This window comes from Kribbella sp. NPDC004138 (assembly GCF_053603655.1).
In genome coordinates this window covers 92,199-118,021 of sequence record NZ_JBSGFZ010000013.1, presented here as the reverse complement: position 1 = coordinate 118,021, position 25,823 = coordinate 92,199, and the positions used below count along the sequence as shown (strand labels likewise).

General features: G+C 69.9%; 27 protein-coding genes and 1 pseudogene. 13 read left to right on the top strand and 15 right to left on the bottom strand.

All coding sequences use genetic code 11. The features are described from left to right. Positions 1 to 6: 6 nt before the first annotated feature. The 8 genes and pseudogenes from rnpA to ACWEOO_RS19865 all read left to right on the top strand — a co-directional run bounded on the left by rnpA (position 7) and on the right by ACWEOO_RS19865 (position 6,598). On the top strand, positions 7 to 357 hold the full coding sequence (rnpA, locus tag ACWEOO_RS19900) for a ribonuclease P protein component (protein WP_452144235.1): 351 nt from the start codon (positions 7 to 9) through the stop codon (positions 355 to 357). Beyond that, positions 354 to 668 (top strand): membrane protein insertion efficiency factor YidD, encoded by a 315-nt coding sequence (gene yidD / locus ACWEOO_RS19895; RefSeq protein ID WP_359934942.1) that lies wholly within the window; start codon positions 354 to 356, stop codon positions 666 to 668. The genes rnpA and yidD overlap by 4 nt, the downstream gene beginning before the upstream one ends. 9 nt (positions 669 to 677) lie before the next feature. Beyond that, a pseudogene (gene yidC / locus ACWEOO_RS19890) lies at positions 678 to 1,658 on the top strand (membrane protein insertase YidC); the annotation flags it as partial. A gap of 300 nt (positions 1,659 to 1,958) precedes the next feature. Then, positions 1,959 to 2,480, top strand: a complete 522-nt coding sequence (locus ACWEOO_RS19885) for a Jag family protein (protein WP_452144234.1) — start codon at positions 1,959 to 1,961, stop codon at positions 2,478 to 2,480. Between the two features lie 10 nt (positions 2,481 to 2,490). Then, on the top strand, positions 2,491 to 3,162 hold the full coding sequence (gene rsmG / locus ACWEOO_RS19880; RefSeq protein WP_363706628.1) for a 16S rRNA (guanine(527)-N(7))-methyltransferase RsmG: 672 nt from the start codon (positions 2,491 to 2,493) through the stop codon (positions 3,160 to 3,162). 518 nt (positions 3,163 to 3,680) lie between these two features. Continuing rightward, the gene (locus ACWEOO_RS19875) at positions 3,681 to 4,616 is read left to right on the top strand and encodes a ParA family protein (RefSeq protein ID WP_363706626.1); all 936 of its coding nucleotides are present in this window, start codon (positions 3,681 to 3,683) and stop codon (positions 4,614 to 4,616) included. 157 nt (positions 4,617 to 4,773) lie between these two features. Beyond that, entirely contained in the window at positions 4,774 to 5,748 is a 975-nt protein-coding gene (locus ACWEOO_RS19870) for a ParB/RepB/Spo0J family partition protein (protein WP_452144233.1), read from the top strand. Positions 5,749 to 5,830: 82 nt separating this feature from the next. Further along, on the top strand, positions 5,831 to 6,598 hold the full coding sequence (locus ACWEOO_RS19865) for a RibD family protein (RefSeq protein WP_452144232.1): 768 nt from the start codon (positions 5,831 to 5,833) through the stop codon (positions 6,596 to 6,598). Between the two features lie 183 nt (positions 6,599 to 6,781). Here ACWEOO_RS19865 and ACWEOO_RS19860 read toward each other — a convergent pair whose 3' ends face one another. The 4 genes from ACWEOO_RS19860 to ACWEOO_RS19845 all read right to left on the bottom strand — a co-directional run bounded on the left by ACWEOO_RS19860 (position 6,782) and on the right by ACWEOO_RS19845 (position 10,377). Then, positions 6,782 to 7,138 carry a DUF3817 domain-containing protein gene (locus ACWEOO_RS19860; protein WP_359934950.1) on the bottom strand — a complete coding sequence of 119 codons (357 nt, stop codon included), beginning with the start codon at positions 7,136 to 7,138 and terminating at the stop codon, positions 6,782 to 6,784. Next, on the bottom strand, positions 7,135 to 7,959 hold the full coding sequence (locus ACWEOO_RS19855) for an SURF1 family protein (protein ID WP_452144231.1): 825 nt from the start codon (positions 7,957 to 7,959) through the stop codon (positions 7,135 to 7,137). Before ACWEOO_RS19855 ends, ACWEOO_RS19860 begins: the two co-directional genes overlap by 4 nt. A 15-nt stretch (positions 7,960 to 7,974) precedes the next feature. Further along, entirely contained in the window at positions 7,975 to 8,922 is a 948-nt protein-coding gene (locus ACWEOO_RS19850) for a D-alanine--D-alanine ligase family protein (protein WP_359934954.1), read from the bottom strand. A gap of 144 nt (positions 8,923 to 9,066) precedes the next feature. After that, positions 9,067 to 10,377: an aminotransferase-like domain-containing protein gene (locus ACWEOO_RS19845; RefSeq protein WP_359934956.1), complete on the bottom strand. Its 1,311-nt coding sequence runs from the start codon at positions 10,375 to 10,377 to the stop codon at positions 9,067 to 9,069. Between the two features lie 195 nt (positions 10,378 to 10,572). On the opposite strand from ACWEOO_RS19845, the gene ACWEOO_RS19840 reads away from it, so the two are divergent. Genes ACWEOO_RS19840 through ACWEOO_RS19825 form a run of 4 tightly spaced genes read left to right on the top strand, consistent with a single transcriptional unit; the run spans position 10,573 to position 12,534 of the window. Then, entirely contained in the window at positions 10,573 to 10,770 is a 198-nt protein-coding gene (locus ACWEOO_RS19840) for a hypothetical protein (protein WP_452144230.1), read from the top strand. A gap of 47 nt (positions 10,771 to 10,817) precedes the next feature. Continuing rightward, positions 10,818 to 11,471, top strand: coding sequence for a GNAT family N-acetyltransferase (locus ACWEOO_RS19835; protein ID WP_359934960.1), 654 nt, complete (start codon positions 10,818 to 10,820; stop codon positions 11,469 to 11,471). 2 nt (positions 11,472 to 11,473) lie between these two features. Continuing rightward, positions 11,474 to 11,866, top strand: coding sequence for a DUF2784 domain-containing protein (locus tag ACWEOO_RS19830; RefSeq protein ID WP_452144229.1), 393 nt, complete (start codon positions 11,474 to 11,476; stop codon positions 11,864 to 11,866). A gap of 29 nt (positions 11,867 to 11,895) precedes the next feature. Continuing rightward, the gene (locus ACWEOO_RS19825; RefSeq protein ID WP_452144228.1) at positions 11,896 to 12,534 is read left to right on the top strand and encodes a permease prefix domain 1-containing protein; all 639 of its coding nucleotides are present in this window, start codon (positions 11,896 to 11,898) and stop codon (positions 12,532 to 12,534) included. Here ACWEOO_RS19825 and ACWEOO_RS19820 read toward each other — a convergent pair. Beyond that, positions 12,514 to 12,840: a PadR family transcriptional regulator gene (locus ACWEOO_RS19820; RefSeq protein ID WP_359934966.1), complete on the bottom strand. Its 327-nt coding sequence runs from the start codon at positions 12,838 to 12,840 to the stop codon at positions 12,514 to 12,516. The two genes, ACWEOO_RS19825 and ACWEOO_RS19820, sit on opposite strands and share 21 nt — an antisense overlap. 73 nt (positions 12,841 to 12,913) lie before the next feature. On the opposite strand from ACWEOO_RS19820, the gene ACWEOO_RS19815 reads away from it, so the two are divergent. Beyond that, positions 12,914 to 15,043: an MMPL family transporter gene (locus ACWEOO_RS19815; protein ID WP_452144227.1), complete on the top strand. Its 2,130-nt coding sequence runs from the start codon at positions 12,914 to 12,916 to the stop codon at positions 15,041 to 15,043. Here ACWEOO_RS19815 and ACWEOO_RS19810 read toward each other — a convergent pair. From ACWEOO_RS19810 to ACWEOO_RS19765, 10 genes are all read right to left on the bottom strand, one after another. Beyond that, positions 15,021 to 15,476, bottom strand: a complete 456-nt coding sequence (locus tag ACWEOO_RS19810) for a type II toxin-antitoxin system VapC family toxin (protein ID WP_452144226.1) — start codon at positions 15,474 to 15,476, stop codon at positions 15,021 to 15,023. The two genes, ACWEOO_RS19815 and ACWEOO_RS19810, sit on opposite strands and share 23 nt — an antisense overlap. Beyond that, a complete protein-coding gene (locus ACWEOO_RS19805) occupies positions 15,473 to 15,727 on the bottom strand; it encodes a type II toxin-antitoxin system prevent-host-death family antitoxin (protein WP_452144225.1) in 255 nt (84 codons plus the stop codon). Before ACWEOO_RS19805 ends, ACWEOO_RS19810 begins: the two co-directional genes overlap by 4 nt. Positions 15,728 to 15,812: 85 nt before the next feature. After that, positions 15,813 to 16,937, bottom strand: a complete 1,125-nt coding sequence (locus ACWEOO_RS19800; protein ID WP_452144224.1) for an N-acetylmuramoyl-L-alanine amidase — start codon at positions 16,935 to 16,937, stop codon at positions 15,813 to 15,815. 43 nt (positions 16,938 to 16,980) lie between these two features. Continuing rightward, a complete protein-coding gene (trxA, locus tag ACWEOO_RS19795) occupies positions 16,981 to 17,298 on the bottom strand; it encodes a thioredoxin (RefSeq protein ID WP_355475881.1) in 318 nt (105 codons plus the stop codon). Positions 17,299 to 17,345: 47 nt separating this feature from the next. After that, complete coding sequence (trxB, locus tag ACWEOO_RS19790) at positions 17,346 to 18,335, bottom strand: thioredoxin-disulfide reductase (protein WP_452144223.1); 990 nt, start codon at positions 18,333 to 18,335, stop codon at positions 17,346 to 17,348. A 153-nt stretch (positions 18,336 to 18,488) separates the two neighbouring features. Next, the gene (locus ACWEOO_RS19785) at positions 18,489 to 19,250 is read right to left on the bottom strand and encodes an anti-sigma factor family protein (protein ID WP_452144222.1); all 762 of its coding nucleotides are present in this window, start codon (positions 19,248 to 19,250) and stop codon (positions 18,489 to 18,491) included. 124 nt (positions 19,251 to 19,374) lie between these two features. Then, the gene (gene sigM, locus ACWEOO_RS19780; RefSeq protein ID WP_359934980.1) at positions 19,375 to 20,103 is read right to left on the bottom strand and encodes an RNA polymerase sigma factor SigM; all 729 of its coding nucleotides are present in this window, start codon (positions 20,101 to 20,103) and stop codon (positions 19,375 to 19,377) included. Next, positions 20,100 to 21,767: a protein kinase family protein gene (locus tag ACWEOO_RS19775; protein ID WP_452144221.1), complete on the bottom strand. Its 1,668-nt coding sequence runs from the start codon at positions 21,765 to 21,767 to the stop codon at positions 20,100 to 20,102. Before ACWEOO_RS19775 ends, sigM begins: the two co-directional genes overlap by 4 nt. A gap of 102 nt (positions 21,768 to 21,869) precedes the next feature. Then, the gene (gene murJ / locus ACWEOO_RS19770) at positions 21,870 to 23,516 is read right to left on the bottom strand and encodes a murein biosynthesis integral membrane protein MurJ (protein ID WP_452144220.1); all 1,647 of its coding nucleotides are present in this window, start codon (positions 23,514 to 23,516) and stop codon (positions 21,870 to 21,872) included. Further along, a complete protein-coding gene (locus ACWEOO_RS19765) occupies positions 23,509 to 25,806 on the bottom strand; it encodes a hypothetical protein (RefSeq protein WP_452144219.1) in 2,298 nt (765 codons plus the stop codon). The genes murJ and ACWEOO_RS19765 overlap by 8 nt, the downstream gene beginning before the upstream one ends. Positions 25,807 to 25,823: the final 17 nt, after the last annotated feature.

Genomic DNA, 25,823 nt, shown 5'->3' with positions numbered 1-25,823 from the left:
CACCTCGTGTTGCCCGCGTCGAACCGATTGCGCCGGTCCGACGACTTCCGTCGCGCCGTCCGGTCCGGTCGGCGCGCGGCGCGACGCGCGGTGGTCCTGCATGTGCTGGCGCAGGCCGACACACGCGATGCTGTCGGCCCGGCGCGCGTCGGGTTCGTTGTGAACAAGGCGGTGGGCAACGCGGTTCTGCGGAACCGGGTCCACCGCCGTCTGCGTGCGGTCCTGGCTACGCGCTTACCCGATCTGCCGGCCGGCAGCCTGACCGTCGTCCGCGCTCTCCCGTCGTCCGCCGCGGCGTCGTACGACGAGTTGGCGGCCGACGTCGACGGCGCCCTGGGCCGGGTGCTGCGGCCATGATGCGGATCAATCCCGTGCGGAGCGGGATCATCGGTTTCCTGAAGTTGTACCGGCTGCTGATCAGCCCGCTGTACGGGCAGGTCTGCAGGTTCTACCCGAGTTGTTCGGCGTATGCCTTGGAAGCGGTCGAACGCCACGGTGCGGTGCGCGGTAGCTGGCTGGCGATGAGGAGACTCATCCGCTGCCACCCGTGGAACCCCGGAGGCTACGACCCCGTTCCTCCCAGAGATGTCGACCAGCGCGGAGAGTCTTTCTCCGCCAACCAGCCCGGACCGTCGGCCGACGCCGGGCCTGCGCAGCGAGGTGTGTGAGTGACTCTTCTGGCCATCCCCGGACTCGCGGTGTGGGACGGGATCGTAGACCTGTTCAACACGGTGATGACCCCGCTCTACTGGGCCGTGTCGGCGCTGCTCGTCGGCTGGCACTGGCTGTTCAGCCAGGTGCTCGACCCGAACAGCGGCTGGGCGTGGGCGCTGTCCATCGTCGGTCTGACCGTCACCATCCGGACGCTGCTGATCCCGCTGTTCGTCCGGCAGATCCGCTCGAGCCGGAACATGCAGCTGCTGCAGCCGAAGATGAAGGAGCTGCAGAAGAAGTACGGCCATGACCGGGAGAAGCTCGGTCAGGAAATGATGAAGCTGTACAAGGAGACCGGGACCAACCCGTTCTCCTCGTGCCTGCCGCTGCTGCTGCAGTCGCCGATCTTCCTGGCCCTGTTCCGGGTGCTCGACTACGCGGCGAACGGCAAGGCGCACAGCGCGATCATGGAGCCGTACGTCTACTCGCTGCAGCACGCGAAGATCTTCGGCGCGGAAATCTCGCAGACCTTCCTGAAGGCCAGCGGCCCCGGCGCCAACAACGTCAAGGTCGTCGCGATCGTCCTGATCATCCTGATGACGACGACGATGTTCATCACTCAGCTGCAGCTGATGCGGAAGAACATGCCGAAGGAGGCCCTCACCGGCCAGGCCGCGCAGATGCAGAAGATCATGCTGTACGTCTTCCCGATCTTCTTCCTCATCGGTGGCTTCAACTTCCCGATCGGTGTGCTGATCTACTGGTTCGTCTCCAACGTGTGGACGATGGGTCAGCAGTTCTACGTGATCCGCCGCAACCCCGCCCCGGGCACCCCGGCGTACGACGCGATGCAGGCCCGCAAGCGCGAGCACAACCTGCGCCACGGCCGGGCGGCCGACGAGGGCGTCCCGGGCGCCGTCGGCACCGACACCGAGACCGAGACGACGGACCGTCGTCCCGCGCAGCGCCAGCAGCCGAAGCGGCAGTCGCGCAGTGACCGGAGGACCGGCGGACCGGCAGCCGGCGGCGCGGACGCCTCGAGCAACGGACAGCCGTCCTCGAGCAGGCCGCAGGACACGGCGCCGAAGCAGGACGCACCGAAGAAGACTCAGGCCGCAGCTGCCAAGAAGCAGCCGGCCGGCAAGAAGGGCACCGGAGCCAAGCGCCAGCCCGCGGCGAAGTCGGCCGCGCAGAAGAAGGCGGCGCAGAAGCGCTCCGGCGGTTCGCGCTGACCCGGCGCACCCCTGATTGCCCCGAGCCCCGGGTCCCCGTGAGGCGGATCCCGACACTGTGAAGGAGTGGCCGTGACCGACGGCATGCAGAACACCGACACGGCGGAGCAGTCCGCCGGTACGAACTCGGCCGAGGATCGCCTGAAGGCCCTCGAGGCGGAGAGCGACATCGCGGCGGACTACCTCGAGGAACTGCTGGACATCGCCGATCTCGACGGCGACATCGACATGGACATCGACGGGGACCGGGCCGCGGTCTCGATCGTCGGCGCCGAGCTGAACAACCTCGTCGGCGAGAACGGCAAGGTCCTGGAGGCGCTCCAGGAGCTGACCCGGCTCGCGGTGTACCGGGAGACCGGTGAGCGGTCGCGGCTGATGCTCGACGTGTCGAACTACCGGGCGAACCGGAAGGCGGAGCTCGAAGAGGTCGGCCGCAAGGCCGTCGAGGAGGCGAAGGCGACCGGCACCCCGGTGCGGCTGGACCCGATGACGCCGTTCGAGCGCAAGGTCGTGCACGACGTCGTCGCGGCCGCCGGCCTGACGTCGGAGTCCGAGGGCGAGGAGCCCCGCCGCCGCGTGGTGGTTCAGCCATGACAGCGCACCGATGACCGAACACGTTTCACGTGAAACACCGCCGCTCGTGGACAAGCTGTTTCCACGGGCGGCGGTCCGGCTTTCGGCGTACGCCGAGTTGCTGGCGACCGAGGGCACGCTGCGCGGCCTGATCGGACCGCGCGAGGTTCCGCGGCTGTGGGACCGCCACCTGCTGAACTGCGCCGTGGTCGAGCGGCTGATCCCGGAGGGCGCGTCGGTCGCCGACGTGGGCACCGGCGCCGGACTGCCCGGCATCGTGCTCGCGATCGTGCGGCCCGACCTCCAGGTGGATCTGGTCGAGCCCCTGCTCCGGCGCACGACCTTTCTCCAGGAGGCGGTCGATTCCCTGGAGCTCGCCAACGCGACGGTCGTCCGCGCGCGGGCCGAGGATCTGCCGCCGGCGTCGTACGACGTCGTCACCTCGCGGGCGGTCGCTCCGCTCGGGAAACTGGCCCGCTGGTGTCTGCCGCTCTGTGTCGAGGGCGGACTGATGCTGGCCATGAAAGGGGCGTCCGCAGAGGAGGAACTGGACGCCTCAGAACGCGAGTTGATGAAGCTCGGCGCAGAGGTTTGTCATATTCACGAACTTGGCGGCGATGAACTGGCCAACCCCACGACTGTGGTGAGTATTGTGGCCGGACGTGCTGCAGGGGGATCCCGGCACGCAAGACACGGGAGGTGAGCGGGTTGGTGAGTCGTGCCCTCGGATGGCCCGAGAAGAGCACCGGGGAGCCAGGGGCGTCCCAGGGGATCGGCTGGCCGACCGAACCGGACTCCGCCGTCCGTGTGGTGACTCAGGAACCCGCTCCCAGTTCGTCGCCCGCGCCGGCACCCCCTGTCCAGACCTCTTCGACGCCGGCCGCCGAGCAGCCGTACCTCGCGCCGCCGATCGACACCTCGAGACTCCAGGCCGCTGCCGCGGCCGGTCTCGGCAGTGCGGCGGACGGCGACCAGGCGTCTGTTTCACGTGAAACGCCTGAGATGCGGGATGATGGTCCCGGGTCCGATTCGGCGTCACTGGTGGACGTCGAGCCGGACCTCTCGGAGTCTCCACCGCCTGTGGATGACCACCGCATGAAACTGCCTCTGCACACGGGAATTCGTCCACAGAAGCCTGTGGACGGAGCTGGGGGCAGACCCGCCCCGACCCCTACAGACATCCTCTTCGGGCCAAGTCCCGCACCTATTGGAATGGGCGCTATGACTGCCGCACAGATCGCCGCGCGGGCCACGTCGGACGAGCTTCAGCGACGACTCCTGGAGACTCCGATCGCCGCCGCCACCGAACGGACCCTGCTGGTGAATGAAGGACGCACGATGGGCCGCGAATTCCCGCTGCCTGCCGAGACCCGAGTCTTCGTCGTCGCCAACCAGAAGGGTGGCGTGGGCAAGACCACGACGACGGTGAACGTCGCGGCCGGCCTCGCCCTCTACGGCGCGAAGATCCTCGTCATCGACCTCGACCCACAGGGCAACGCGTCGACGGCCCTCGGTATCGACCACGCCGAAGGTACGCCGGGTGTGTACGAGGCGATCATCGAAGGCGAGCCGCTGCGCAAGCTGATCCAGCCGTGCGCCGAACACCCCGGCATCCAGGTGATCCCGGCGACCATCGACCTGGCCGGCGCCGAGATCGAGCTCGTCAGCCTGGTGGCCCGGGAGAGCCGGCTGAAGAGTGTGCTCGAGGCCTACCTGACCGAGACCGAGACCGCGGGGGAGAAGTACGACTACGTCTTCATCGACTGCCCGCCGTCGCTCGGCCTGCTGACCGTGAACGCCCTGACCGCCGCCCGCGAGGTCCTGGTCCCGATCCAGAGCGAGTACTACGCGCTCGAGGGTCTGTCGCAACTGCTGCGGCACATCGACATGGTGAAGTCGCACCTCAACCCGTCGCTGGACGTGTCGACGATCCTGCTGACCATGTACGACGCCCGGACGAAGCTGGCCGGCGAGGTCGCGGCCGAGGTCCGCGGTCACTTCAAGGACGCCGTCCTGCGCACCGCCGTACCGCGGTCGGTGCGGATCTCGGAGGCCCCGAGCCACGGGCAGACCGTGCTCGCGTACGACCCGGCGTCGGCCGGTGCACTGTCGTACCTGGAGGCGTCGCGCGAGATCGCGATGCGGAACAACTCCTGAGCCAGGCGCAGCGGCGTGGCAGTGTTTCACGTGGAACGGGCCCCGCTCGTTTCACGTGAAACAGGACACGCAGGCTGCGGTGACGGCTGCGGTCGTCGGTCAGCGTTGTGATTAGGTCAGCAGTAGCTCAGCAGGCAGTCGAACTCGAGGGAGCGCGATGAACACCCGACTCGGACGCGGACTTGGTGCGCTGATCCCCAGCTCGCCGGCGCCTGGCACCACCACCCTCGGCAGTAAGTCGAACTCGATCCCGGGGGCGCCGCCGGTGGCGACGCCGACCGTGCCGCAGGGAGCGCAGGGGCCGGAGCTCGCCGTGGTGCCGGGAGCGTCGTTCGCGGAGATCGAGGTCGACAAGATCACGCCGAACCCGAAGCAGCCGCGAACGGTCTTCGACGAGGACGCGATGGAGGAGCTCGTCCACTCGGTCAAGGAGATCGGCCTGCTGCAGCCGATCGTCGTCCGCCGGCTCGAGGACGACACGTACGAACTCGTCATGGGCGAGCGCCGCTGGCGCGCGACGCAGGCCGCCGGCCTGACGACGATCCCCGCGATCGTGCGGGAGACCTCGGACGACGCGATGCTCCGGGACGCCCTGCTGGAGAACCTGCACCGTAGCCAGCTGAACCCGCTGGAAGAGGCCGCGGCGTACCAGCAGATGCTCGACGACTTCGGGTGCACGCAGGAGGTGCTCGCCACGCGGATCGGGCGGTCGCGCCCGCAGATCTCCAACACACTGCGACTGCTGAAGCTGCCGGCATCCGTTCAGCGCCGGGTCGCGGCCGGGGTGCTGTCCGCCGGCCACGCGCGGGCGCTGCTCGGTCTGCCCAGCGGTGACGCGATCGAGCGGCTCGCGCAGCGGATCGTCGCCGAAGGGCTCTCGGTGCGGACGGTCGAGGAGATCGTCGCGCTCGGGGACATGCACGGCGACGACACGGCCGCGCCGCGCCGCCGGAACAAGCCGGTCGCACCGCGGCTGGTCGATCTCGCGGATCGGCTGTCGGACCGGTTCGAGACGCGCGTGAAGGTCGACCTCGGAAAGACCAAGGGCAAGATCACCGTCGAGTTCGCCTCTCTCGACGACCTCGAGCGCATCGTCACGCTGATGGATCCGAACAAGGCCAGCGGGGCCTGACGCCGATCACACAGACGAACGCCCGCCGAATTGTCGGCGGGCGTTGGTATGTCTGGGGCCTGTCGAGCCCGAGGAGGCCCAGGTGCAGAACCGACCGCGCGTGGTGGTCAGCGTAGGAGCAAGTGCCGACGGGAAGGTCGCGCTCGTCCGGGATGCCCTCTTGATGCGTGAGCCCAGCTCGCGGCTGTGGGAGGCGATGACTCCATCGGCGCCTGACTCGGTCGCGCTCGACGTCGTCGAGCTGGTCAGGCAGCAGTACGGCTGCAGCGCCGTTCTGGAGGGGAGTGGCAGCCTGGTCGCCGAGGACGATACGCCCGACGAGCTGCCGGCGTACGACGGTGATCCGGCCGGGCTCTACGGCCACTTCCTTCCGGCCGACGTGATCGGACAGCCGTCGCCGCCGCACATGTGGTTCACGGTGGTCGACAGCCGCGGACGGGTGCGCTGGACCGAGAAGCATGAAGGCTGGGATGTGCTGGTTCTGGTGGCGCGATCGACGCCGGCGGACTATCTGGCGTATCTCCGCCGGGAGCGCATCTGCTATCTCGTCGCCGGCGAGGAGCGCGTCGACCTGGCGCAGGCGATCGCCGCGATGGGTGCCGAGCTGGGCATCAGCTGCGTGTTGTCGATGGCAGGCGGCGGTTTGAACGGCACGCTGCTGCGAGCAGATCTGATCGACGAGCTGCACCTGACGGTGGCGCCCGCTCTGGTCGGAGGGCTGGGCACGCCGTCGATCATGGACGGCGCTCCGCTCGCGATCGGCGAGGCTCCGACCCGGCTGCAGCTGCTCTCGATGCGAGCGGATGCCGGCGGCAGCGTTCGGCTCCACTACGCCGTTCTGCGGACCTGAAATGGCCGCGATCCTGCGGCGTCGAGCCCGGAAATCACACGGATGTAAGTCCGGCCGGGTGGCTTAGGATCGCGCTGACAGAGCTAGTTAACGGCACGAACTGTCGGGATTCATCACCAGAGAGACATGTCGACAAATCCATGTCGCCACCCCCCGCGAATGTTTCATGTGAAACATCGACGACTAGCGACCGAGAAGCTCGTGCGACGTCTTGCGCTCGGCGTAGAACGAGAGGAACGGGATGGTGCCGGCGACCGCCATCAGGACCAGCCGGGGGAAGGACCAGCGGACCCGGCGGAACAGGTCGAACGTGCCGAGGAGGTACACGACGTACAGGAAGCCGTGCATCGGGCCGATCACGTTCATCGCGCCGGGGTCGTCGGCCAGGTACTTCAGCGGCATCGCCACGAACAGCAGCAGGAGCAGCATCACGCCGACCACGTACGCGATCACGCGGTAGCGCATCAGGGCGCCGCGGACGGCCGGGGTGAGCGGCTGCGGGCCGGCGGCGGAAGTGGCGGGGTCAGCAGAGGAAGTCACGCTGAAACGGTACCGCTTGACTCCACAGGCTCCCCGACCTGGTCGCCCGTCCCGGCGTCCGGCGGCGTGCGGTGCGCATCCAGCACCATCCGGGCCCACATCCACAGCGTGAACGCCGCGAAGATCCACCACTGCACGGCGTACGCCACGTTCCGCAGGCCGGCGTGATCCGTCGGCGGCGGAGGCGGCACGACAGCGGCCGGTGCCGGTGACGGTACGGCGCCCGCATCGACAGCGGTCTGTACGACGAACGCGTCGTACACCCGGTACTTCACCAGGTGCACGATCGTCGGGATCCGCAGCGACGACAGCACCCGCCCCTTGGCGGCGTCGGCCGACGAGTCCTCGGCCTCGGACGCCACCACCGAGCCGGTCAACCGCACCGGACCGGTAGGCGCCTGCGCGGCCGCGTCGGTCACGACAGGCACCCAGCCGCGGACGACCATCACAGCGCCGGAGCCGGGGAGCATGAGCGGCGAAAGCACCCAGAAGCCGTTCTTGCCGTCCTGGGCGCGATCCGCGATGAACACCTGGTCAGCGGCCGGCCCCCACGTGCCCTCGATGGTGACGCGCCGACCGACGGCCTTCGACGGCAGGCCCTCGTCGATGGAGAACAGTGACTGCAGGGCGACCGGCGGAGCCGCAGCGCGCTGAGCGGTCGCGTCCGCCGTCTTCGACTGGTACACGCTCAACTGCCACACACCCATGGCGGTCATGACACCGGCGAGCGCCAAAGCGAGCACCAGGAGACCGGACCACTGCGGCGTCAGCACGGTCCGCCACAGCGGCCGAGCGGGCTCCGGAGAGCGGGGGTCTGGCATTGCTACGTCCGGCGCTCAGCGGGCTGCTGCGGTGGCAAGCAGATCGCGGCAGAGGACGCCGAGCTCGATCCCGGCCGCCTCGGCGGCCAGCGGGACCAGCGACGTCTCGGTCATCCCCGGAGCCACGTTCACCTCGAGGAACCACGGCACGCCGGCCGCGTCGACCACGAGGTCGGTCCTGGACAGATCGCGCAGTCCCAGTGCCTGGTGCGCCTGGACGGCGGCCGCGGCGCAGGCACCGGCGGCCTCAGGCTCCAACCGAGCAGGTACGACGAACTGCGTCGCGCCTGCGGTGTACCGGGCCTCGTAGTCGTAGAACCCCGAGTCCGGGCGGATCTCGACGGCAGGCAGCGCCCGCGGCCCGTCGCCGGTGTCGACGACCGTGACAGCCACCTCGGTCCCGTCGACGTACTGCTCGATCAACGCGACCGGGCCGTAGGCGTAGCAGTTCACCATCGCCGACGGCAGTTCCTCGACCGAGCGCACGATCGACGCACCCAGCGCCGACCCGCCCCGGGCCGGCTTCACGACGAGCGGCAGGCCGACCTGCTGGATCACTGCCTCCATCAGCGCCGCGGCGCCGAGCTCGCGGAACGTGTCGTGCCCGAGCACGACCGAGGCAGGCGTGTGCAGTCCCGCGGCGCCGACGACCGTCGCGGCGACCGGCTTGTCGAACGCCGTACGGCACGCGGCCGCGTCGGCCCCGACGTACGGAACGCCGTACAGGTCGAGGACCTGGCGGAGGGCGCCGTCCTCGCCGGTGACGCCGTGCAGGACGGGGAAGACCGCGTCCGGGGGATCGTCGCGCAGCCGATCGACCAGCGAGGCGTCGACGTCGCGCTGTTCGACCTCGACGCCGACACTGCGCAGCGCGTCCGCCACCCGGCGGCCGGATCGCAACGAGACGTCCCGCTCGTGCGACAGCCCACCCGCCAGTACCAGCACCCGACCCAGATCACTCATCACAAATATCCCGATCACTCGTGGGCGACTCCGGCACGGCCGCCGGTCCCGAGGCCCACTCGAACGGTACCCCTACCGATTCCCGCACCCCCGGCCGCCCGCAGCTCCCTTGCGCAACCTTTGCGAAGCGGAGCGGCGAAAAACCTACGAAAGCTCCGGCCCCGGAGCGTCGTACTCGCGGCCGGCGCCGGGTGGCAGCGGGCCGAACGTCTGGCGGAGCTCGAGCTCCTCGTGGATCACCGCGGCGAGCCGGCCGACTCCCTCGGTGATCCGCTCCGGCGTCGGATGACAGTACGACAGCCGCATGCACTGGGAGCCGAAACCGTCGGAGAAGAAGGCCGTTCCGGGCACATAGGCGACGCGTGCGGTGACCGCGCGGGGCAGCATCGCCTTCGCGTCCAGCCCGTCCGGCAACGTCAGCCAGACGTAGAACCCGCCCCGCGGCCGTGTCCAGGTGGTTGCCGCTGGCATCTTTTCGGCCAGCGCCGCGAGCATCGCGTCGCGGCGCTCGCGGTACATCTCCCGGAACTGCTTCACCTGCCCCATCCAGTCGTGCCGGACCAGGTACGACGAGATGGCGAGCTGGCTGAAGGTCGGCGGGCACAGGGTCGCGGACTCCTGTGCCAGCACGAGTTTCTCGCGGACGGCGTGCGGCGCGACCGCCCAGCCGACCCGGAAGCCGGGGGCGAACGTCTTCGAGAAGGAGCCGAGGTAGATGACCCCTTCCCGGTCCGCGGCGCGCAACGCCTGCTGCGGCTCACCTTCGAATCCGAGCAGTCCGTACGGGTTGTCCTCGAGGATCAGCAGCTCCGCCCGCTGGCAGATCTCCAGCACCCGCGCCCGCCGCTCGTCGGACAGCGAGACCCCGGCGGGGTTGTGGAAGTTCGGGATCGTGTAGAAGAACTTGATCCGCTTGCCGGCCGCCCGGACCGACGCGATCGCCTGCTCCAGCGCCTCCGGCACCACGCCGTCGTCGTCCATCGCGACATGGACGACCTCGCACTGGTACGCGCGGAACACGCCGAGCGCGCCGACGTACGACGGCGCCTCGCAGATCACCACGTCGCCCGGATCGCAGAAGACCCGGGTCACCAGGTCGACGGCCTGCTGGCTGCCGACCGTGACGACGACGTCGTCGGGATGGGCCTCGATGCCCTCCAGCCGCATGATGTCGCAGATCTGGTCGCGGAGCGCCGGGTCGCCCTGGCCGGAGCCGTACTGCATCGCGGTCGCGCCGCTCTCGATCACCAGGTCGCGGACCGCGCCGCCGACCACGTCGAGCGGCAGGCCGCCGATGTTCGGCATACCGCCCGCGAGCGAGACCACCTCGGGGCGGCTGGCGACCGAGAACAGCGCCCGGATCTCCGATGCGGTCATGCCCTTCGTCCGGGCTGCGTACGCCTCGACGTAGTTGTCGAGACGGGTCTGCCGGACATCGGGCACGTCAGCACTCACGAGGGCCACTCCAACGGTGATCGAGGGGGAAGTCACCAGGTTACGTCGACAGACCCAGGTCGGGACTGGGGATCGGCGTGACCTCTCACTACCATGCCTTATAGGGGCAGGTTCGACCATGCCGGAATCTGGCTGCTGAGACAGCCGGAGGGCGCGGTGCGGCCTGAGAGGTGGAACCGGAAGGCGGAATCTGGGATGAGCGTGGGCAGGACAGCCGGATGGGCGCTCGGCGGCCTGGCGCTGGGCGTACTGGCCGGGTTCGCCGGCGAGCTGTTCCGGCGGCAACCGGCCGCGAAGGTGCAACAGCGGTACGTCGCCCCGGAGGCGACCCGCACGCCGGACGCGCGGACCCCGGCCCCGGTCCCCGAACCGGCGGCCGAACCGGTCCGCTGACGGATGGTGACGAAGCCAACAGCACGTAGCGCTGAACGGATGCATTGATGGCCCGACGGCTGGAACCGCTGACGCTCGCCAACCTCGGCGAGTTGCCGGTCCCGTGCCGTGACTGCGTGTTCTGGGAGCTCGATCCGGTGGCGGCGCGGCAGGCCGACCGCAACGGCGACACCGGGCTGGAGAAGGAAGCCTGGCTGTCCCAGTTGCTGCTGGACTGGGGGACCGCCGGCATCGTGCTGTACGTCGACGACGAGCCGGCCGGCTTCGCGGTGTACGCCCCGGCGACGTACCTGCCCAGGATCCAGGCGTTCCCTACGGCACCCGTCAGCCCGGACGCCGTCGTCCTCGCGACCGGCCGGATCCTGCCGCGGTACTTGGGCCTCGGGCTCGGCAAGATCCTCGTCCAGGCGGTGGCCAAGGACGTACTGAAGCGAGGTTTCCGCGCGGTCGAGGCCTTCGGCGACTCGCGCTGGGACGGGCCGGGCTGCGTGTGGCCGACCGACTTCCTGCGTGCGGTCGGGTTCGGTGTGGTGCGCGAGCACCCGCGCAATCCCCGGCTGCGGCTGGACCTGCGGTCGGCGATCACCTGGCGCAGTGAGATGGAGGCCGCCGTCGAGCGCCTGATGGGCGCCATCCGTCCGGAGCAGTCGCCGGCGGCGCCGGTGACGGTCCGCGACGCGCTGCGGTCGGGCCCGGAGTAGCCGTGATCTATCGGGTGCTGGCGGACGTGGTGATGCTCGTGCACGGCGCCTTGCTCGTGTTCTTCGTGATCGGCGCGTTCCTCGCCTGGCGCTGGCCGAAGCTGATCTGGTACCACCTCGCGATCGTGGTGTGGAACCTGGTGATCGTGCTGGTCGACTTCGGCTGTCCGGTGACGGCGACCGAGAAGTTCTTCCGCCGGGAGGGCGGCGAGAGCGTGTACGCGGGCGGGTACATCCAGCACTACCTCAACGGCTGGTTGTGGCCCGACGGCGCGACTCCCGTCGCAGAGAAGGTCGGCTTCGCGCTCGTCGTGATCGGATACATCGGATTCTTCGTCCTCCGGCACCGGCGCCGCGCCAAGCTCAGGGGTGAGTCAGTGGGACCCCGGACGTGAGCCGGGGACGCGCTCCTCATACTGGAGAAGTGCCTATCGACGACTACCTCGCGGCCCTCGGCAAGGAGCTCTGGGGACCCCGCCGCCGCAAGGCGGACCTGCTCGCCGAGGCGCGCGATCATCTGACCGACGCCGCCGAGGCCCTCGAGGCGGACGGTATGGACAGGCGCGCCGCGGAGAAGCACGCGGTGGCCGACTTCGGGACCCTCGAGGAGGTCGCGCCGGGCTATCGCGCGGATCTTGCCGTCAGTCAGAGCCGGCGTACGGCGGTGCTGCTGTTCGCGGCGCTGATCATCCAGCCCATCGTGTGGCGGGAAGGCGCTTGGAGCTGGAACAGCGGGCCGGACGACCCCAACCCGCTGAACGACCTGCTGCAGGCGCTGGTCCGCGACGTCGGCACGATCGCCATCGCCGGCGCCGTCCTCGCGGTCGTTGCCGCCGGCATCGGCCTGCGGTATCCGCTGGTCCGGGACCACCTGGCCGGTGTGACGACGGGCTTCGCGCTCGCGAACGCGGCGGCGATCGGCGCGATCAGCCTCCTGATGGCGCTGACCAGCCCGCACCCGAACGGCCTGCTCGGCCTCGGCGTGGTCTGCGGCTTCGTCGTGCTGCCGCTGCTTCTAGTCGCCCAGCAGGCCACGCGCGGCCTACGCCTCGCTTGGGCGTAGCACCCCTTCCACCACCGCCCGGAACGTCACCCACTCCTGCTTGCCGGTGGCAAGCATCTTCGCACCCGCACTGGTGAGCTGGTACGTCCGCCGTTTGCGGCCGCCGACCGTGCTCCACTCGCTGGCCAGGTAGCCGGCCCGCTCCAGACGACGCAGCGCCGGGTAGAGCGTGCCGGTCGGCAGGTCGAGCTCGCCGCCGCTGCGCTCCAGCAACGCCTCCATGATCGCGTAGCCGTGCAGCGGTTCGTGCTCGACGACCGCCAGGATCATCGGGTCGAGGTGTCCACGCAGCGCATCCGCCTTCATGTAGCCAGTCTACTCATGGGTCTGTTAATGTCGAGAGGCAACATGTAGCCGATCTACTTATTAGGGACCTGCGATGAGTGTGGACACCCCGATCCGACCAGCAACCCGGCCCGGTGTGCTGCACCGGGTTTCCGGCTGGGCCATGCGGCACGCCGGCCTGGCACTCGTGCTCTGGGTGCTCGCGCTGGCCGCGGTCACCGTCGCGTCGACCGTGGTCGGCGCGAACTACAAGAACGACAACTCCTTACCGGGGACCGACTCCCAGCGGGTGACGGACATCTTCGCGGCGCACCAGCCCCAGGGCGACACCGCGAGCGTGCAACTCGTGTTCCGGGCCGAGGGCGGTCTCGCGGCGGAGAAGCCCAGGGTCGCGTCGATGCTGGCCGCGGTCCGCGACCTCCCGCACGTCGCCTCGGTCGCCGATCCGTTCACGGCACCGGGCGCAATGTCGACAGATCGACGTACGGCGTACGCCACGGTCGGGCTGGACGTCGCCGCCGCGGACATGCCGGTGGAGGACGTCCGGACGATCATCCACCGTGCGCAGGACTTCGCCCGGCCGGGATTCCAGGTCGAGGCCGGCGGCGATCTGGCCCGGAACGCCGCCGAGAGTTCGGGCGGCGCGTCCGAGGGCGCGGGGATCCTGGCCGCGCTGGTGATCCTCGTGTTCCTGTTCGGGTCGTTGCTGGCGGCAACACTCCCGCTGCTGACCGCCGTGTTCGCGGTCGGCAGCACGGTCGCGTTGCTGATGCTCGCGTCGCACTTCTTCACCGTGCCGGAGTACACGACGCCGGTGATGATGCTGGTCGGTCTCGGCGTCGGCATCGACTATGCGTTGCTGATCTTCTCGCGCTATCGGCACGAGCTGTTGCAGGGCACGGCCGACCCGAAAGCCGTCGCTCTGGACACTGCAGGCCGTTCGGTGATGTTCGCCGGCTGCACGGTGGTGATCGCATTGCTCGGCCTGTTGGCGCTGGGACTCGGCTCACTGCAGGGCGTCGCGCTCGGTGTGACGTTGACCGTCCTGATGACGATGCTCGCGGCGGTGACCTTGCTGCCGTCGTTGCTGACGCTGTTCGGGAAGCGGATCGAGCGGAGCGTACGCAAGCATGCCGCGAAGCAGCGGCGTACGCCGGGCGACGGGTGGCGGCGGTTGGCCGGGATGGTGCAGCGCGGGCCGTGGGTGCCGTTGGTGCTCGGCATCGTCGCGTTGGTGGCGCTGTCGCTGCCCGCGCTCGGGATGCGGCTCGGGTTCGCGGATGCGGGCACGGACGATCCGGCCAAGACGAGCCGGAAGGCGTACGACCTGCTGGCGGACGGGTTCGGGCCCGGCTTCAACGGTCCGCTCGTCGTGGTCTCGGAGGGCGACTCGGCCGCGGCGCAGGCGCTGGGCCAGACGCTGGCCGCCGATCCGGGGGTCGCCGCGGTGACACCGCCGCAACTGACGCCGGACGGCAAGATCGCGACCGTGTTGGCGTTCCCGAAGTCGGCTCCGCAGGACGCGGCGACGAGCGACCTCGTCGAGCGGTTGCGGGACGACACGTTGCCCGCGCTGGAGGGGCGGACCGGAGCGACGTACCTGATCGGCGGGTCGACGGCGGCCGCGGACGACTTCGCCGCGGCGGTGAGCAAGCGGCTGCCGATCTTCGTGCTGGTCGTCGTCGGGTTGTCGGCGTTGCTGCTGATGGCGGTGTTCCGGTCGGTGCTGATCCCGCTGAAGGCCGCCGTCCTCAACCTGCTGAGCATCGGCGCCTCGCTCGGTGCCATCACGCTGGTGTTCCAGCAAGGCTGGTTCGGTGCGCAGGCCGGGCCGATCGAGGCGTTCGTCCCGGTGATGATCTTCGCGATCGTGTTCGGGCTGTCGATGGACTACGAGGTGTTCCTGGTCTCCCGGATCCACGAGGAGTGGCGGCGGACCGGCGACGCCCGGGTGGCGGTCCGCGAAGGCCTGGCGACGACCGGCAGCGTGATCACCGCGGCGGCTGCGATCATGATCGTGGTGTTCGGCGCGTTCCTGCTCAGCCCGGACCGGATGCTCAAGCAGTTCGGTCTCGGTCTGGCCACCGCGGTGCTGCTCGACGCCGTGCTGATCCGCTGCGTCATCGTCCCCGCGGTCCTGCGCCTGCTCGGCAACCGCGCCTGGTGGCTACCGAGCGGGCTCGACCGGATCCTCCCGAAGATCAAGCTCGAGGATCACTCGTAGCGTCGTCGGGCGTATTGGTGTCGAACGTGGCCAGCCCCAAAGACTTCCATGCATCGAGGAGGCGCTTGTCGCCGGATGCGACGACAAGATCGGCGTCCTCCAGCTGTTCGGCGGAAGCGCAGTGGACGGCGTCGTACCCGCGCAGCGCGAGAAGATCCGCGAGTTCTGCCGCGCGCTGGATCAATGCCTCGTCAAGCTCGGTGATCTCGAGTTGCGGCCAGAATTGGTCCAGCAGCCGGCGACACGACGAATACGCCTGGTCGTCGAGGCGCGCCATGCGATGTGCCTGCGCGAGTGCGGCCGCGGTCTCCACAGAGAGAAGTCGACTCGACACCACGGTGTCCGCGTCATCCCAGAATCGCCGACAAGCCGCACTGCTCGGCTCGCTGACCAGCAGCGGTACGAAAGCCGATGTGTCGAGATAGCCGATCACCGGCGCTGCTCGTCGATGAGCTCGCCGACCAAGCCCTCGGCATGAATCGGGAAGGGCGCGGGCTGCTTCCGCTGACGGGCGGGCTGCACGCGCCCTTCGGCGCGAAGTCGCTCCAGTCGCGTCGGTTGCCCGACGGGCACAATGCGGGCGACCGGTTGCCCATGGTCTGTCACTGTCACCGTGCGTCCGGAGCGGACCTCGGCCAGGTAGCGACTGAGGTTGTCGCGCAGCTCCCGAATGCCGACGTCCATGCTGCTCTCCCTTAGGTGGCTACTTACCTCGAGAGCATTGTAGCCACTTTCTTCCGGGATACACCCGACGATCGCCGAACTGTGGTCAGACGGTGAGTTGCCCGAAGCGGAGCATGCCGGTGGCGGCGTCCTGCTCCGGCGGCAGGTACACCCGCTGGATCGCGACCACGATCGCCTCGGCGATCACGTCGCGGAACGCCGGGTCGGCCAGCCGGGCGGAGTCGTGCGGGTTCGTCACGTAGCCGATCTCCAGCCGCACCGCGGGCATCTTGGTCCGCCGCAGCAGGTCCCACGTCTTGGCGTGCGTCCGGGCGTTCAGCAGGTCGGTCCGGGCGACGATCTCGCGCTGCACCAGGCCGGCGAACTGCTCGCCGACGCTCGACGAGGCGCCGTGCAGGTCGTTGCCGTAGTAGTACGTCGCGACGCCCTGCGCCTGCGGGTTCATCGACCCGTCGGTGTGCAGCGAGACGCACAGGTTCGCGTCCGTCTCGTTCGCGAACGCGGCTCGGGCCAGCTCGTCCGGCCCCTGGTCGCGGCCGCGGGACAGGTACGCCCGGACGCCGGTGGCGCCGAGACGGCCCTCGATCCGGGCGGCCAGGTCGTACGCGATGTCGGACTCGCGCAGGCCGAAGCCCTCCCAGCCGTAGTCGAAACCGCCGTGGCCCGGGTCGATCACCACGGTCTTGCCGGACAGTCGCGGTCCGGCGGCGCGGACAGCCTCACGGGCGCGCAACGCATCCGGGCGGCCGCCGGTCGCCATCGGGCGGATGCGCTCGAGGGCCTTGAACGTCGACGGGCCGCAGGTGCCGTCGGCCGGCAGCCCCATGTTGCGCTGGAACTCGGTCACCGCGTGCTGGGTGTCCGCGGCGAAGATCCCGTCGATCCGGGCGACCGCGAACCCGAGCTCCTGCAGCTTGGCCTGCAGGCTCAGGACGTCGTCACCGCTCAGCGGATGCGACGGCACGTAGGTCAGCAGCCGGTCGCCCAGCCGCCAGCGCGCGTCGTCGATCGCCCGGTAGGTCTGCGGGCCGACGACACCGTCGATCATCAGCCCGCGTTGCTGCTGGAAGCCCCGGACGGCGTGCGCGGTCGCTTCGTCGTAGACGTCGTGACCGCCGGTCAGCAGCCCGAGCCGCTGCAGCTTGCCGACGATCTCGGCGACCGCCTCACCGCTGTCGCCGATCCTGTACACGCCGTGGGGGGCTTCCATCAACTGGCTCCTCTTACCGTGGCGGACGGGGTTGTCCTGCTTCTCAGCCAGTGAAGTCGGCCAGCTCCTTGAGCAGCGCCGCCTTCGGCTTGGCGCCGACGATGGACTTGGCCAGCTCACCGTTCACGTAGACGTTGATCGTAGGGATACCGGTAACGCGATAGTTGCTCGGGGTGACCGGGTTCTCGTCGACGTTCATCTTCAGGAACGTGATCTTGTCGCCGTGGTCCTGGTTCAGCTCTTCCAGGATGGGGGACACCTGGCGGCACGGGCCACACCACTCGGCCCAGAAGTCGACCAGGACCGGCTTGTCGCTCTTCAGCACCGTCTGGTCGAACTCGGCGTCGGTGACAGCGTTCATCTTCTCGCCCACGGGCGTATCTCCTTCAGTGAGGTGTGAGGTTCAGGTCAGACAGAGACGGGCTGGGTGGCCGCGGCGGCGGCCGCGGTGGCCGCGTCCTCGAGGGTGGCCAGGAAGCGCTCGGCGTCCAGGGCGGCCGCACAACCGGTGCCGGCCGCGGTGATCGCCTGCCGGTAGGTGTGGTCGACCAGGTCACCCGCGGCGAACACGCCCGGCAGGTTGGTCTCGGTGCTGTTCGGCTTGACCAGCACGTAGCCCTCCGCGTCCAGGTCGACCTGGCCCTTCACCAGCTCCGAGCGCGGGTCGTGGCCGATCGCGATGAACAGGCCGGTGGCCGGCAGCTCGCGGGTCTCGCCGGTGACGGTGTCCTTCAGCGTCAGGTGCGTCAGCTTGTCCTCGCCGTGGATCGTGTCGACGGCCGAGTTCCAGTGGAACTCGATCTTGTCGTTGGCGTACGCCCGGTCGGCCATGATCTTCGAGGCCCGCAGCTCGTCGCGGCGGTGCACCAAGTGCACCTTCTTCGCGAACTTGGTCAGGAAGGTGGCCTCCTCGACGGCCGAGTCGCCGCCGCCGACGACCGCGATCTCGTGGTCGCGGAAGAAGAAGCCGTCACAGGTCGCACACCAGGACACGCCGTGACCGGACATCCGCTCCTCGTCGGCCAGGCCCAGCTTCCGGTAGCCCGAACCCATCGCCAGGATGACGGCCTTGGCGCGGTGCTCGGTGCCCGCGGAGTCGGTGACCACCTTGATGTCGCCGGTCAGGTCGACCTTGATCACGTCGTCCGGTACCAGCTCGGCGCCGAACCGCTCGGCCTGCGTGCGCATCTCGTCCATCAGCGCCGGGCCCATGATGCCCTGCGAGAAACCGGGGAAGTTCTCCACCTCGGTGGTGTTCATCAGCGCGCCGCCGGCGGTGACGGAACCCTCGAAGACCAGTGGCTCCAGCGCCGCGCGCGCGGCGTACACGGCGGCGGTGTAACCGGCCGGGCCGGAGCCGACGATGATGACGTTGCGGACTGTGGTGGAGTCGCTCATGCAGGCGTTCCTCGTGTCGTCGAGACAGTGACGTCGTACTCAACGGATCCTAGAGGCCGACCATTCCCGCCGGGCCGGGGCGGTGGGGCGGGTCCGTACAAATACGGTACCCATCACGGGGCCGGGGCACCGCTTCGACGCACGGTCGCGGACTCAGCGGTTGCGCAGCGTCACCGTGGTCTCGTAGAACGAGCTGGGCGAGCCGCCGGGAACGCTACATCCGGTGACCGCGAACACCTGGATCTGACTCGGCTGCGCACCCTGCAGGCCGATGATCGTGGCCCGCTTGCCGTCCACCTTGGCGGGCTGGACGAGCCGGACGTCCGAGTTCGGGCGGGAGGCCGCGAACGACCGTGCGCACGACTGCTCGTCGGCCGATCCGTGCAGGATCGCGCTCGGGGTGTGGTCCAGCCAGCGCTTCGTCGACGGACCGATGTCCTTCGAGCTGACCGCGACCGTGTCGGCGGGCGGGGTGTTCTGGTCGGCGGACGCGGCGCCGTCGCCTCCCTGGTCCTTGGTGGCGAACACCACACCGACGCCGAGCGCGGCGATCAGCACCACGCCCGCCGCGGCGCCGAGCAGCTTCGGCAGGTGCCGCCGCGGCTCCTCGCGGATCTGGGCCAGCGAGTGCACGCCCACCGTGGAGGCGCGCAGCACCGACTCGGACACGATCACCGCGTCCAGGTGCTCGGCGACGTCGGTCGGCATCGGAATGTCGGCGCGCCCTTCCTCGGCCAGGTCCCTGGTCAGCTCCAGGAGGGCGTCGTACGTCTGCTGGCACTCGGGGCAGGCCTTCACATGCTCACGAGCGCGATGCGCCTCGGTCGCGGGCAGCAGGTTCTCGATCAGGTCGGCGATCGTGTCCGTGTCCAGGTGCTCGAGGTGCTCACTGGTCGGCAGACCGGGGTCGGTCATCGGGGGCTCGCCTCCTCACGGGAGGTGCGCAGCCGTAGCCACAGGGTCATAGGAAGAACTCCGTCAAAGGCGTCGGTCGTCCGGTCGCCAGAGGCAGGCGACTTCGCTTCGACGGGGGACCCGGTCATTCGGTTCCCACCGCTTCCGCGGCGGACTTGTCCGGTACGTCGGACTCCCGGGTCGTCTGCCAATGACGCAGCAGCGGGAGCAGCTTGGCGCGGCCGCGGGCGCAGCGCGACTTGACCGTGCCGGGGGCACAGTCGAGGATCGCGGCCGCCTCCTCGATCGAGTAGCCCTCCATGTCGACCAGGACCAGCGCGGCGCGCTGGTCCTCGTTGATCTGCTTGAGTGCGTTCAGCACGTCCAGCCGGCGCTCCCGCACCTCGGCCGGATCGTCCTCGGCCGGCCCCGCCAGCTCGGCGGCGCGGTCCTCGTCCTCGGGCAGCGGGTCGGCGGCGCGCACCTGACGGCGGCGGATCCGGTCCAGACAGGCGTTCACCACGATCCGGTGCAGCCAGGTGGTCACCTTCGCGTCCCCGCGGAACGAGTCCGCCCGCCGGAACGCCGAGATGAACGCCTCCTGCAGCGCGTCCGCCGCCTCCTCGGGCTCGCCGAGGGTGCGGATCGCGACCGCCCACATCCGGTCCCGGTGCCGCTTGACCAGGAACCCGAACGAGTCCGGGTTGCCGGCCACGTGCATCCGGAGCAGCTCGTGGTCGTCCAGCTGGTCGTAGCTCACCGGACCGCCGGCCGCGGCAGGCTGCACCGCGCCCTGCGCCACCGGGTCGCCCGCGCCGATGCGCGGGACGTCCGGCCGGGGCGGCGGGTTGCCCGAGTCCACGTGAGCGGTCATTTCTGGATCGTGACCTCCGAGATCGTGCCCCGGTACTTGCCGCCGTCGTCCTTCGGCAGCTTCGTCAGCCAGACGAGCACGTACTGCGTCTCGGTCGGTGCCGAGGGGGTAAGGGTCACCGTACCCTCCGGCTGGTCATCCTGGTCGGCGACCGGCTTCCAGCCGTCCACCGTGCTCGGCGCGGCGCCGTCGGCGCTCTTCGGCACGAGCAGCTGGACGCTGGTGCCGTCGCCCTGCAGCGCGACCTGGACCTTCGACACGCTGGTGGGCGCGCCGAGGTCGTAGTAGATGCCGACGCCGGGCTTCTGGCCGCCGAGGTTCGCCCGGCTGTACGACATCGTCGTCCAGGTCGTCGACGCCTTGCCGTCGTAGGTGTTCTTCACGTCCTCGGAGTGCTCGTTGCCGTTGCCGGCCGGCTCCGGGTCGAAGTCCTTGGCGCCGACGATCTTCGCCACGCCGCCGGTCGACGACGGAGTGGTGCTGGTCTGCGGCGGGGCACTGCTCTTGGTCCCGCCGCCGTCGCCGCTGCCCTGGTCGTTGTTCATCGCGCCCTTGAGCAGGAACTGGGCCATCGCGATCACCGACAGCAGCGCAAGGATCGCGAGCAGGATCAGGATCCGGCCGCCCCACGAGCCTTTCGGCTTCGGCTCGTCATGCCGGCGCCGGCCGTTCCCGTTCGACGGCGGGGGCGGCTGGCGGCGCACCGGACGCGTCTCGGCCGCCTGGTTGTACGCCGGTTGCGGCGCGCCGTACCCGTTCTGCTCGGCGTCGTACGACGGCTGCGGTGTCGGATCGAGCGCGGGCGGCGGGGGCTGCGGCACCACCTGGGTGGCGTCGTCGATGCTGCCGTTCTGACGGGCGACCTGGACCGTCTCGTCCATCTGGTTCGGCGGCTCGTGCGAGCTGCCGACGACACCGGACAGCGCCGCGGACAGGCCGGCCGCGCTGGTGATCGGCGGCGCGTGGTGTCGCGGCGGGTCACCGAGCAGGCGGTCACTGATGTCGTCCAGCGAGCGCGGCACGCCGGCGCGCACCTGACGCGGGCTCAGCAGCCGGCCGTGCTCGACCGGCGCGGGCTGCAGGCCCCAGGCGGGAGCCGGGCCGGGCCAGCGGCCGGTCAGCGAGGCGTAGAGCAGCTCGCCCAGCGAGTGGACGTCCTCCTCCGGTGAACCGGCGCCGGACGACCGCAGCGCCGCCTCGGTGGAGACGCCGATGACCTTGATCGCGCCCGCGTCGGTGACCACGACGGTGGCCGGGCTGATCGCGCCGTGCGCGTAGCCGGTGCGGTGCAGGTTCTCGAGGGCCTCGGACACCTCGCGGGCCAGCCACCCGGCCTGCTGCCCGGTGAGCGGGCCGCTGCTGAGCATCCGCTCCAGCGACCGGCCGCCGGCCCACTCGCGCACGCAGTACGTCACGCCGTCGTGCATGTCGCAGTCGAGCACCCGCAGGAACCGCGGGTCGTTCGCCGCGGCGGCCCGGCGGGCGGCGTCGAAGAGCAGGTTGGTCCGCGGGTCACCGACCGGCAGGACGTCGACGACGACCGCGCGGCTGAGCACCTCGTCGACGGCACGCCAGACTCGGGCGCCGTCGATCTCCGCGAGCAGCTCGGCGATCCGGTACCGCCCGGCCAAGAGGGCACCAGGACTCACGGTCTGGTTCGACACGGTGTCTCTCGCCCTCCTTGATGCCCAGCGGCCTGATCGCAGGCCCCATCGTAGTGCCCCGCTGACCGGACAGGTGGTGCACTAACGCACAAGCGGTCCGGATCAGCGGCGGATCGGCAGCTTCGATGTGACCATGGACACCACGTCGTTCACTTCGTGGATACGGAGTACCCGGGCCACCGCGGCGTACACCGGCAGCATCACGACCCCCGCGACCGCCAGCTCGAGGACCGCGCCGAGCGGGCCGGACCAGTCGATCGCCAGGCCGAGCACCCAGAGCACGACCCGTCCGGCGCCGGCGCCGGCCACCGCGGCGATCACCATCGCGAGCAGCGGCAGGCCGATCCCGGCACCCGGGACCCGCGGCACCTTGCGGCGCAGCACCGGCCGGGAGATCAGTACGGCGACCAGGTACGCGAGGGCGTACGCCGCGCCGAGGACCACACCGCTGAACCGGAGGTGCGCCTGGTCGAGCAGCACCCGGACCCCGATCACGGCCGCCGCGATGTTGGCCGCCGCGATCACGCACTGCAGGAAGAACGGCGTCCGGGTGTCCTCGAAGGCGTAGAACGTGCGCAGCTGGAAGTACTGGATGGTGAATGGCACGATGCCGAGCGCGAGCGTCATCAGCGTGTACGACATCAGCGTCAGGTTGTTCTTGCCCGAGCCGTAGCCGGCGATGATCGTCACGATCGGATACGCGAACGCGATCATCGCGGCCGCCGCCGGTACGACGATCGCCAGCGTCTGCCGGATCGACCGGGCGGACAACTGCGCCACCTCGGCCGTGTCGCCGTCGGCCGCGAGCGCCGACATCTGGGGCAGCGCGGCGGTGGCGAGCGAGACCGTGACGATGCCGTGCGGCACCAGGATGATCAGCATCGCGGTGCTGTACGCGAACAGACCGGCCTTCGCGCCCGGGTCGCCCGAGGCGGTACCGGCGATCGCGAGCCGGGTGACGACGACCAGGGTCACCTGGTTGACCGCCACGAACAGCACCGTCCAGATGCCCAATCGGGCAGTGTGTCCCAGACCGGTACCGCGGAGACCGAACTTCGGCCGGTAGAAGTGCCCGCTGGCCCGCAGGTACGGGAGCAGGACCAGGAGCTGGACGGCGATGCCGACCGTGTGGCCGAGACCGAGCAGCAGCTCCTCGCCGTGGCTGTACGTCGCGGGCGGGTCGCCGACGCGGTAGACGAACAGGAAGACCACGATCGAGGCGCACGCGACGATGTTGTTCGCGATCGGCGCCCACATCATCGGACCGAACCGGCGGCGCGCGTTCAGCACCTGCCCGACCAGGACGAACGCGCCGTAGAAGAAGATCTGCGGCAGGCACAGGCGGACGAACATCACCATGTTCGCCTTCTCGATCGCCCGGGACGGCTCGTGCAGCTCCTTCGGCATGTAGAGCTCGGCGATCGCCGGCGCCGCCAGCACACAGGCGACCGTGACGACCGCGAGCACGACGAAGCCGAAGGTCAGCAACCGGTTGGTGAAATCCTGGCCGCCGTCGTCGTGGTTCTTGATCGCCCGCACCAGTTGCGGGACCAGCACGGTGTTGAACACACCGCCGGCGAGCAGGATGTACAGGCTGTTCGGGATGGTGTTCGCGGCGGTGAAGATGTCGCCGCGCAGCGCGGTGCCGATGGCGGCCGCGAGCAGGGCGATCCGGACGAATCCGAGCAGGCGGGACAGCACCGTTCCGGCTGCCATCACCGCCGCGGAGCGCAGGGTGCGGTCAGCCATCCTTCGAACCGACTCCTTCTTTCAGGGACGCGTCCGGGGCTTCGGCGACGCCGTCCGTCCCGGGGCGATCGTGGGCGGGATCAGGGGGGCCGGCCGGACCCGTCGTCTCGGTCGTCTCCGCCGCGTCGGCGGCGCCGGCCGTGGCGCTCGCGGCGGCCGTGGTGCGGCGCTCGGTGCGGACCCGGCGGTAGATGCGGACGAACGACGTACCGAACAGCAGGGCGCAGGCCGCGCCGACCAGGATCCAGCCGACGCTGCCGTACTGGCTGGCCTGGATCAGCAGTTCCTGGGACTTGCCCACCGGATTGCCGGCCGCGTTCGTCACCTGGGCGTTCGCGCGGATCAGACCGTTCTGCTCGGCGCTCGCGTTGATCCGCGGCGTCCACTTCTGACCGGGACCGAGCACGACGGTCTGCGGCGTCCTGATCTTCAGGTCGGACCGGTTCACCGAGGTGACCACGATGCCCACCCGGACCGACCAGTCGGTCTCGTTGGTGATCGTCAGCGGGAACGTGCCCTTGCTGCCGGCCAGGTTGACCTTGATCTCCTTGCGCAGCCCGCGGTCGACGCTCGCGTTCACCAGGTGCACCTTGCCCAGCTGCTGGTTGGCGGAGCCGAGCTCGATCGCGGTGAAGTGCCGCGCCTCCTCCGGGTGACCGTTCCAGCCGGAGGACGTGGACCGGAGCAGCGCCTGCGTCATCACCTCGGGCAGCGCGGTCCCGTCGACGAGCAGGTCCTGCATCGTCGTGGTGGCCTCGTCGAGGTCCTTGACGCTCTGCAGGTGGGACTCGGTGAGTACGCCGTTCGTCTTCGGCGCGGCCGGTGCCTTGGTGTCCTGCGGTCGCGGGTTGGCCGCCACCACGCCGGCGACGTCGGTGGCCTTGATCCAGGGCAGCGAGAGGCTGCCCGCGAGCGTGGCGGTCGCGACGCCGTCACTGTCCCAGCCGCGCGGCGGCGCGACGACCACCGAAGCGGTGCTCTTGCCCGCAGCCGCGATCAGCGCGGTGACGGCCGCGAACCGCTGCCGCACCTGGAGCGGACTCTCGGCGGTCTCCGGGTCGGGGCCGCCGGCGGTCAGGGACGAGTCGGCGATCACCGTGCGCTCCGCGCGATGCGTGCCGCCCGGCGTGAGGACGTTGTACACGGGGGTGGTGGTCAGGACCGGCCGCGTGGCAGCCGACCACGAGGAGCTGCTGACCAGGTTCAGGTCGTCGGGGGTGGAGCCCGGGAACCCGCCGGCCGCGGCAGCCAGGTAGCGGCTCGCGGCGCCGCCGCCTTCGAGCCAGAGGCCGTTGGTGAATCCGGGGGCCAGCTCGCCGCCGGACCGCTCGGTCTTCGTCCGGGCCCGGGCGACCAGCTTCTTCAGCGGGTCGCCGGAGTCCACGAGGCCGGCCACGTCCGGGTCGCCGTACGGCAGCAGCACGATCTGGTTGCCGCGGGCCCGGCCGGCCTCGAACTCCTTGAGCCAGGCGGTCGCAACGGCCTTGCCGGTGCCGGGCGTGGCCTGTCCATTCTCGCCGACCACCACATACTCCGTGGCGATCTGCCGGATCTCGTCGAGCATCGCCGGGTCGACCAGCCAGGTCACCTTGTGCTGCCGGCCGAGCGCGAGCAGCCGGCCGAGCGACCCGGACGGAGCCAGGGACCGGGCCAGCGACTCGTTGGCGAAGTTCTTGCCGCCGAGCTGGGTCGGGCGGTGCCGCAGCGGTACGACGAGCGCGGTGTTGACCGATCGGGTCAGCGGCTCCTGGCCGAGCACCGGCATCAGGGTGCGGGCCCGGCCGGCCATCACACGCTCGCTGTTCGGCGGCTTGCCGCGGAACGTGACGCCGACGACGTACACGCCGGTATGGTCGTTGATCCGCCATTCCTTCCACGGCACCGTCAAGGTGAACTCGACCGTCTGCTTCGGCGCCAGTGGCTGCTCGAACGGCTGGAAGGTCTGCTCGTCGTTCGTCAGGTTGCGGCAGCTGTCCCGGTCGTTCATCGGGACGTTCTGCTCGGTGGGGATCGCGTCCAGGGCGGCGGTGCTGGCCAGCCGCGTCCGGCCGATACAGGCCAGGGCCTGCGGGTCGTCGAACGTCACCGAGCTGGTGTTCGTCACCCGGCCCTTGATCACGACCTGCTCGCCGACCTTCGGCGCGGCCGGGCCGAACGAGTCGATCGTGACCTGGACGGTCGGCTCGTCGCTCGGCGCGGCCTCGGCCGGAGCGGCCAGGGTCGCTGCCGAAGCAGCAACCAACAGGCAAGCGCCCAGCACCGCTGGGAGCCTCAGTCGCCGTCTGAACACGCCGTCACCGTAACCTA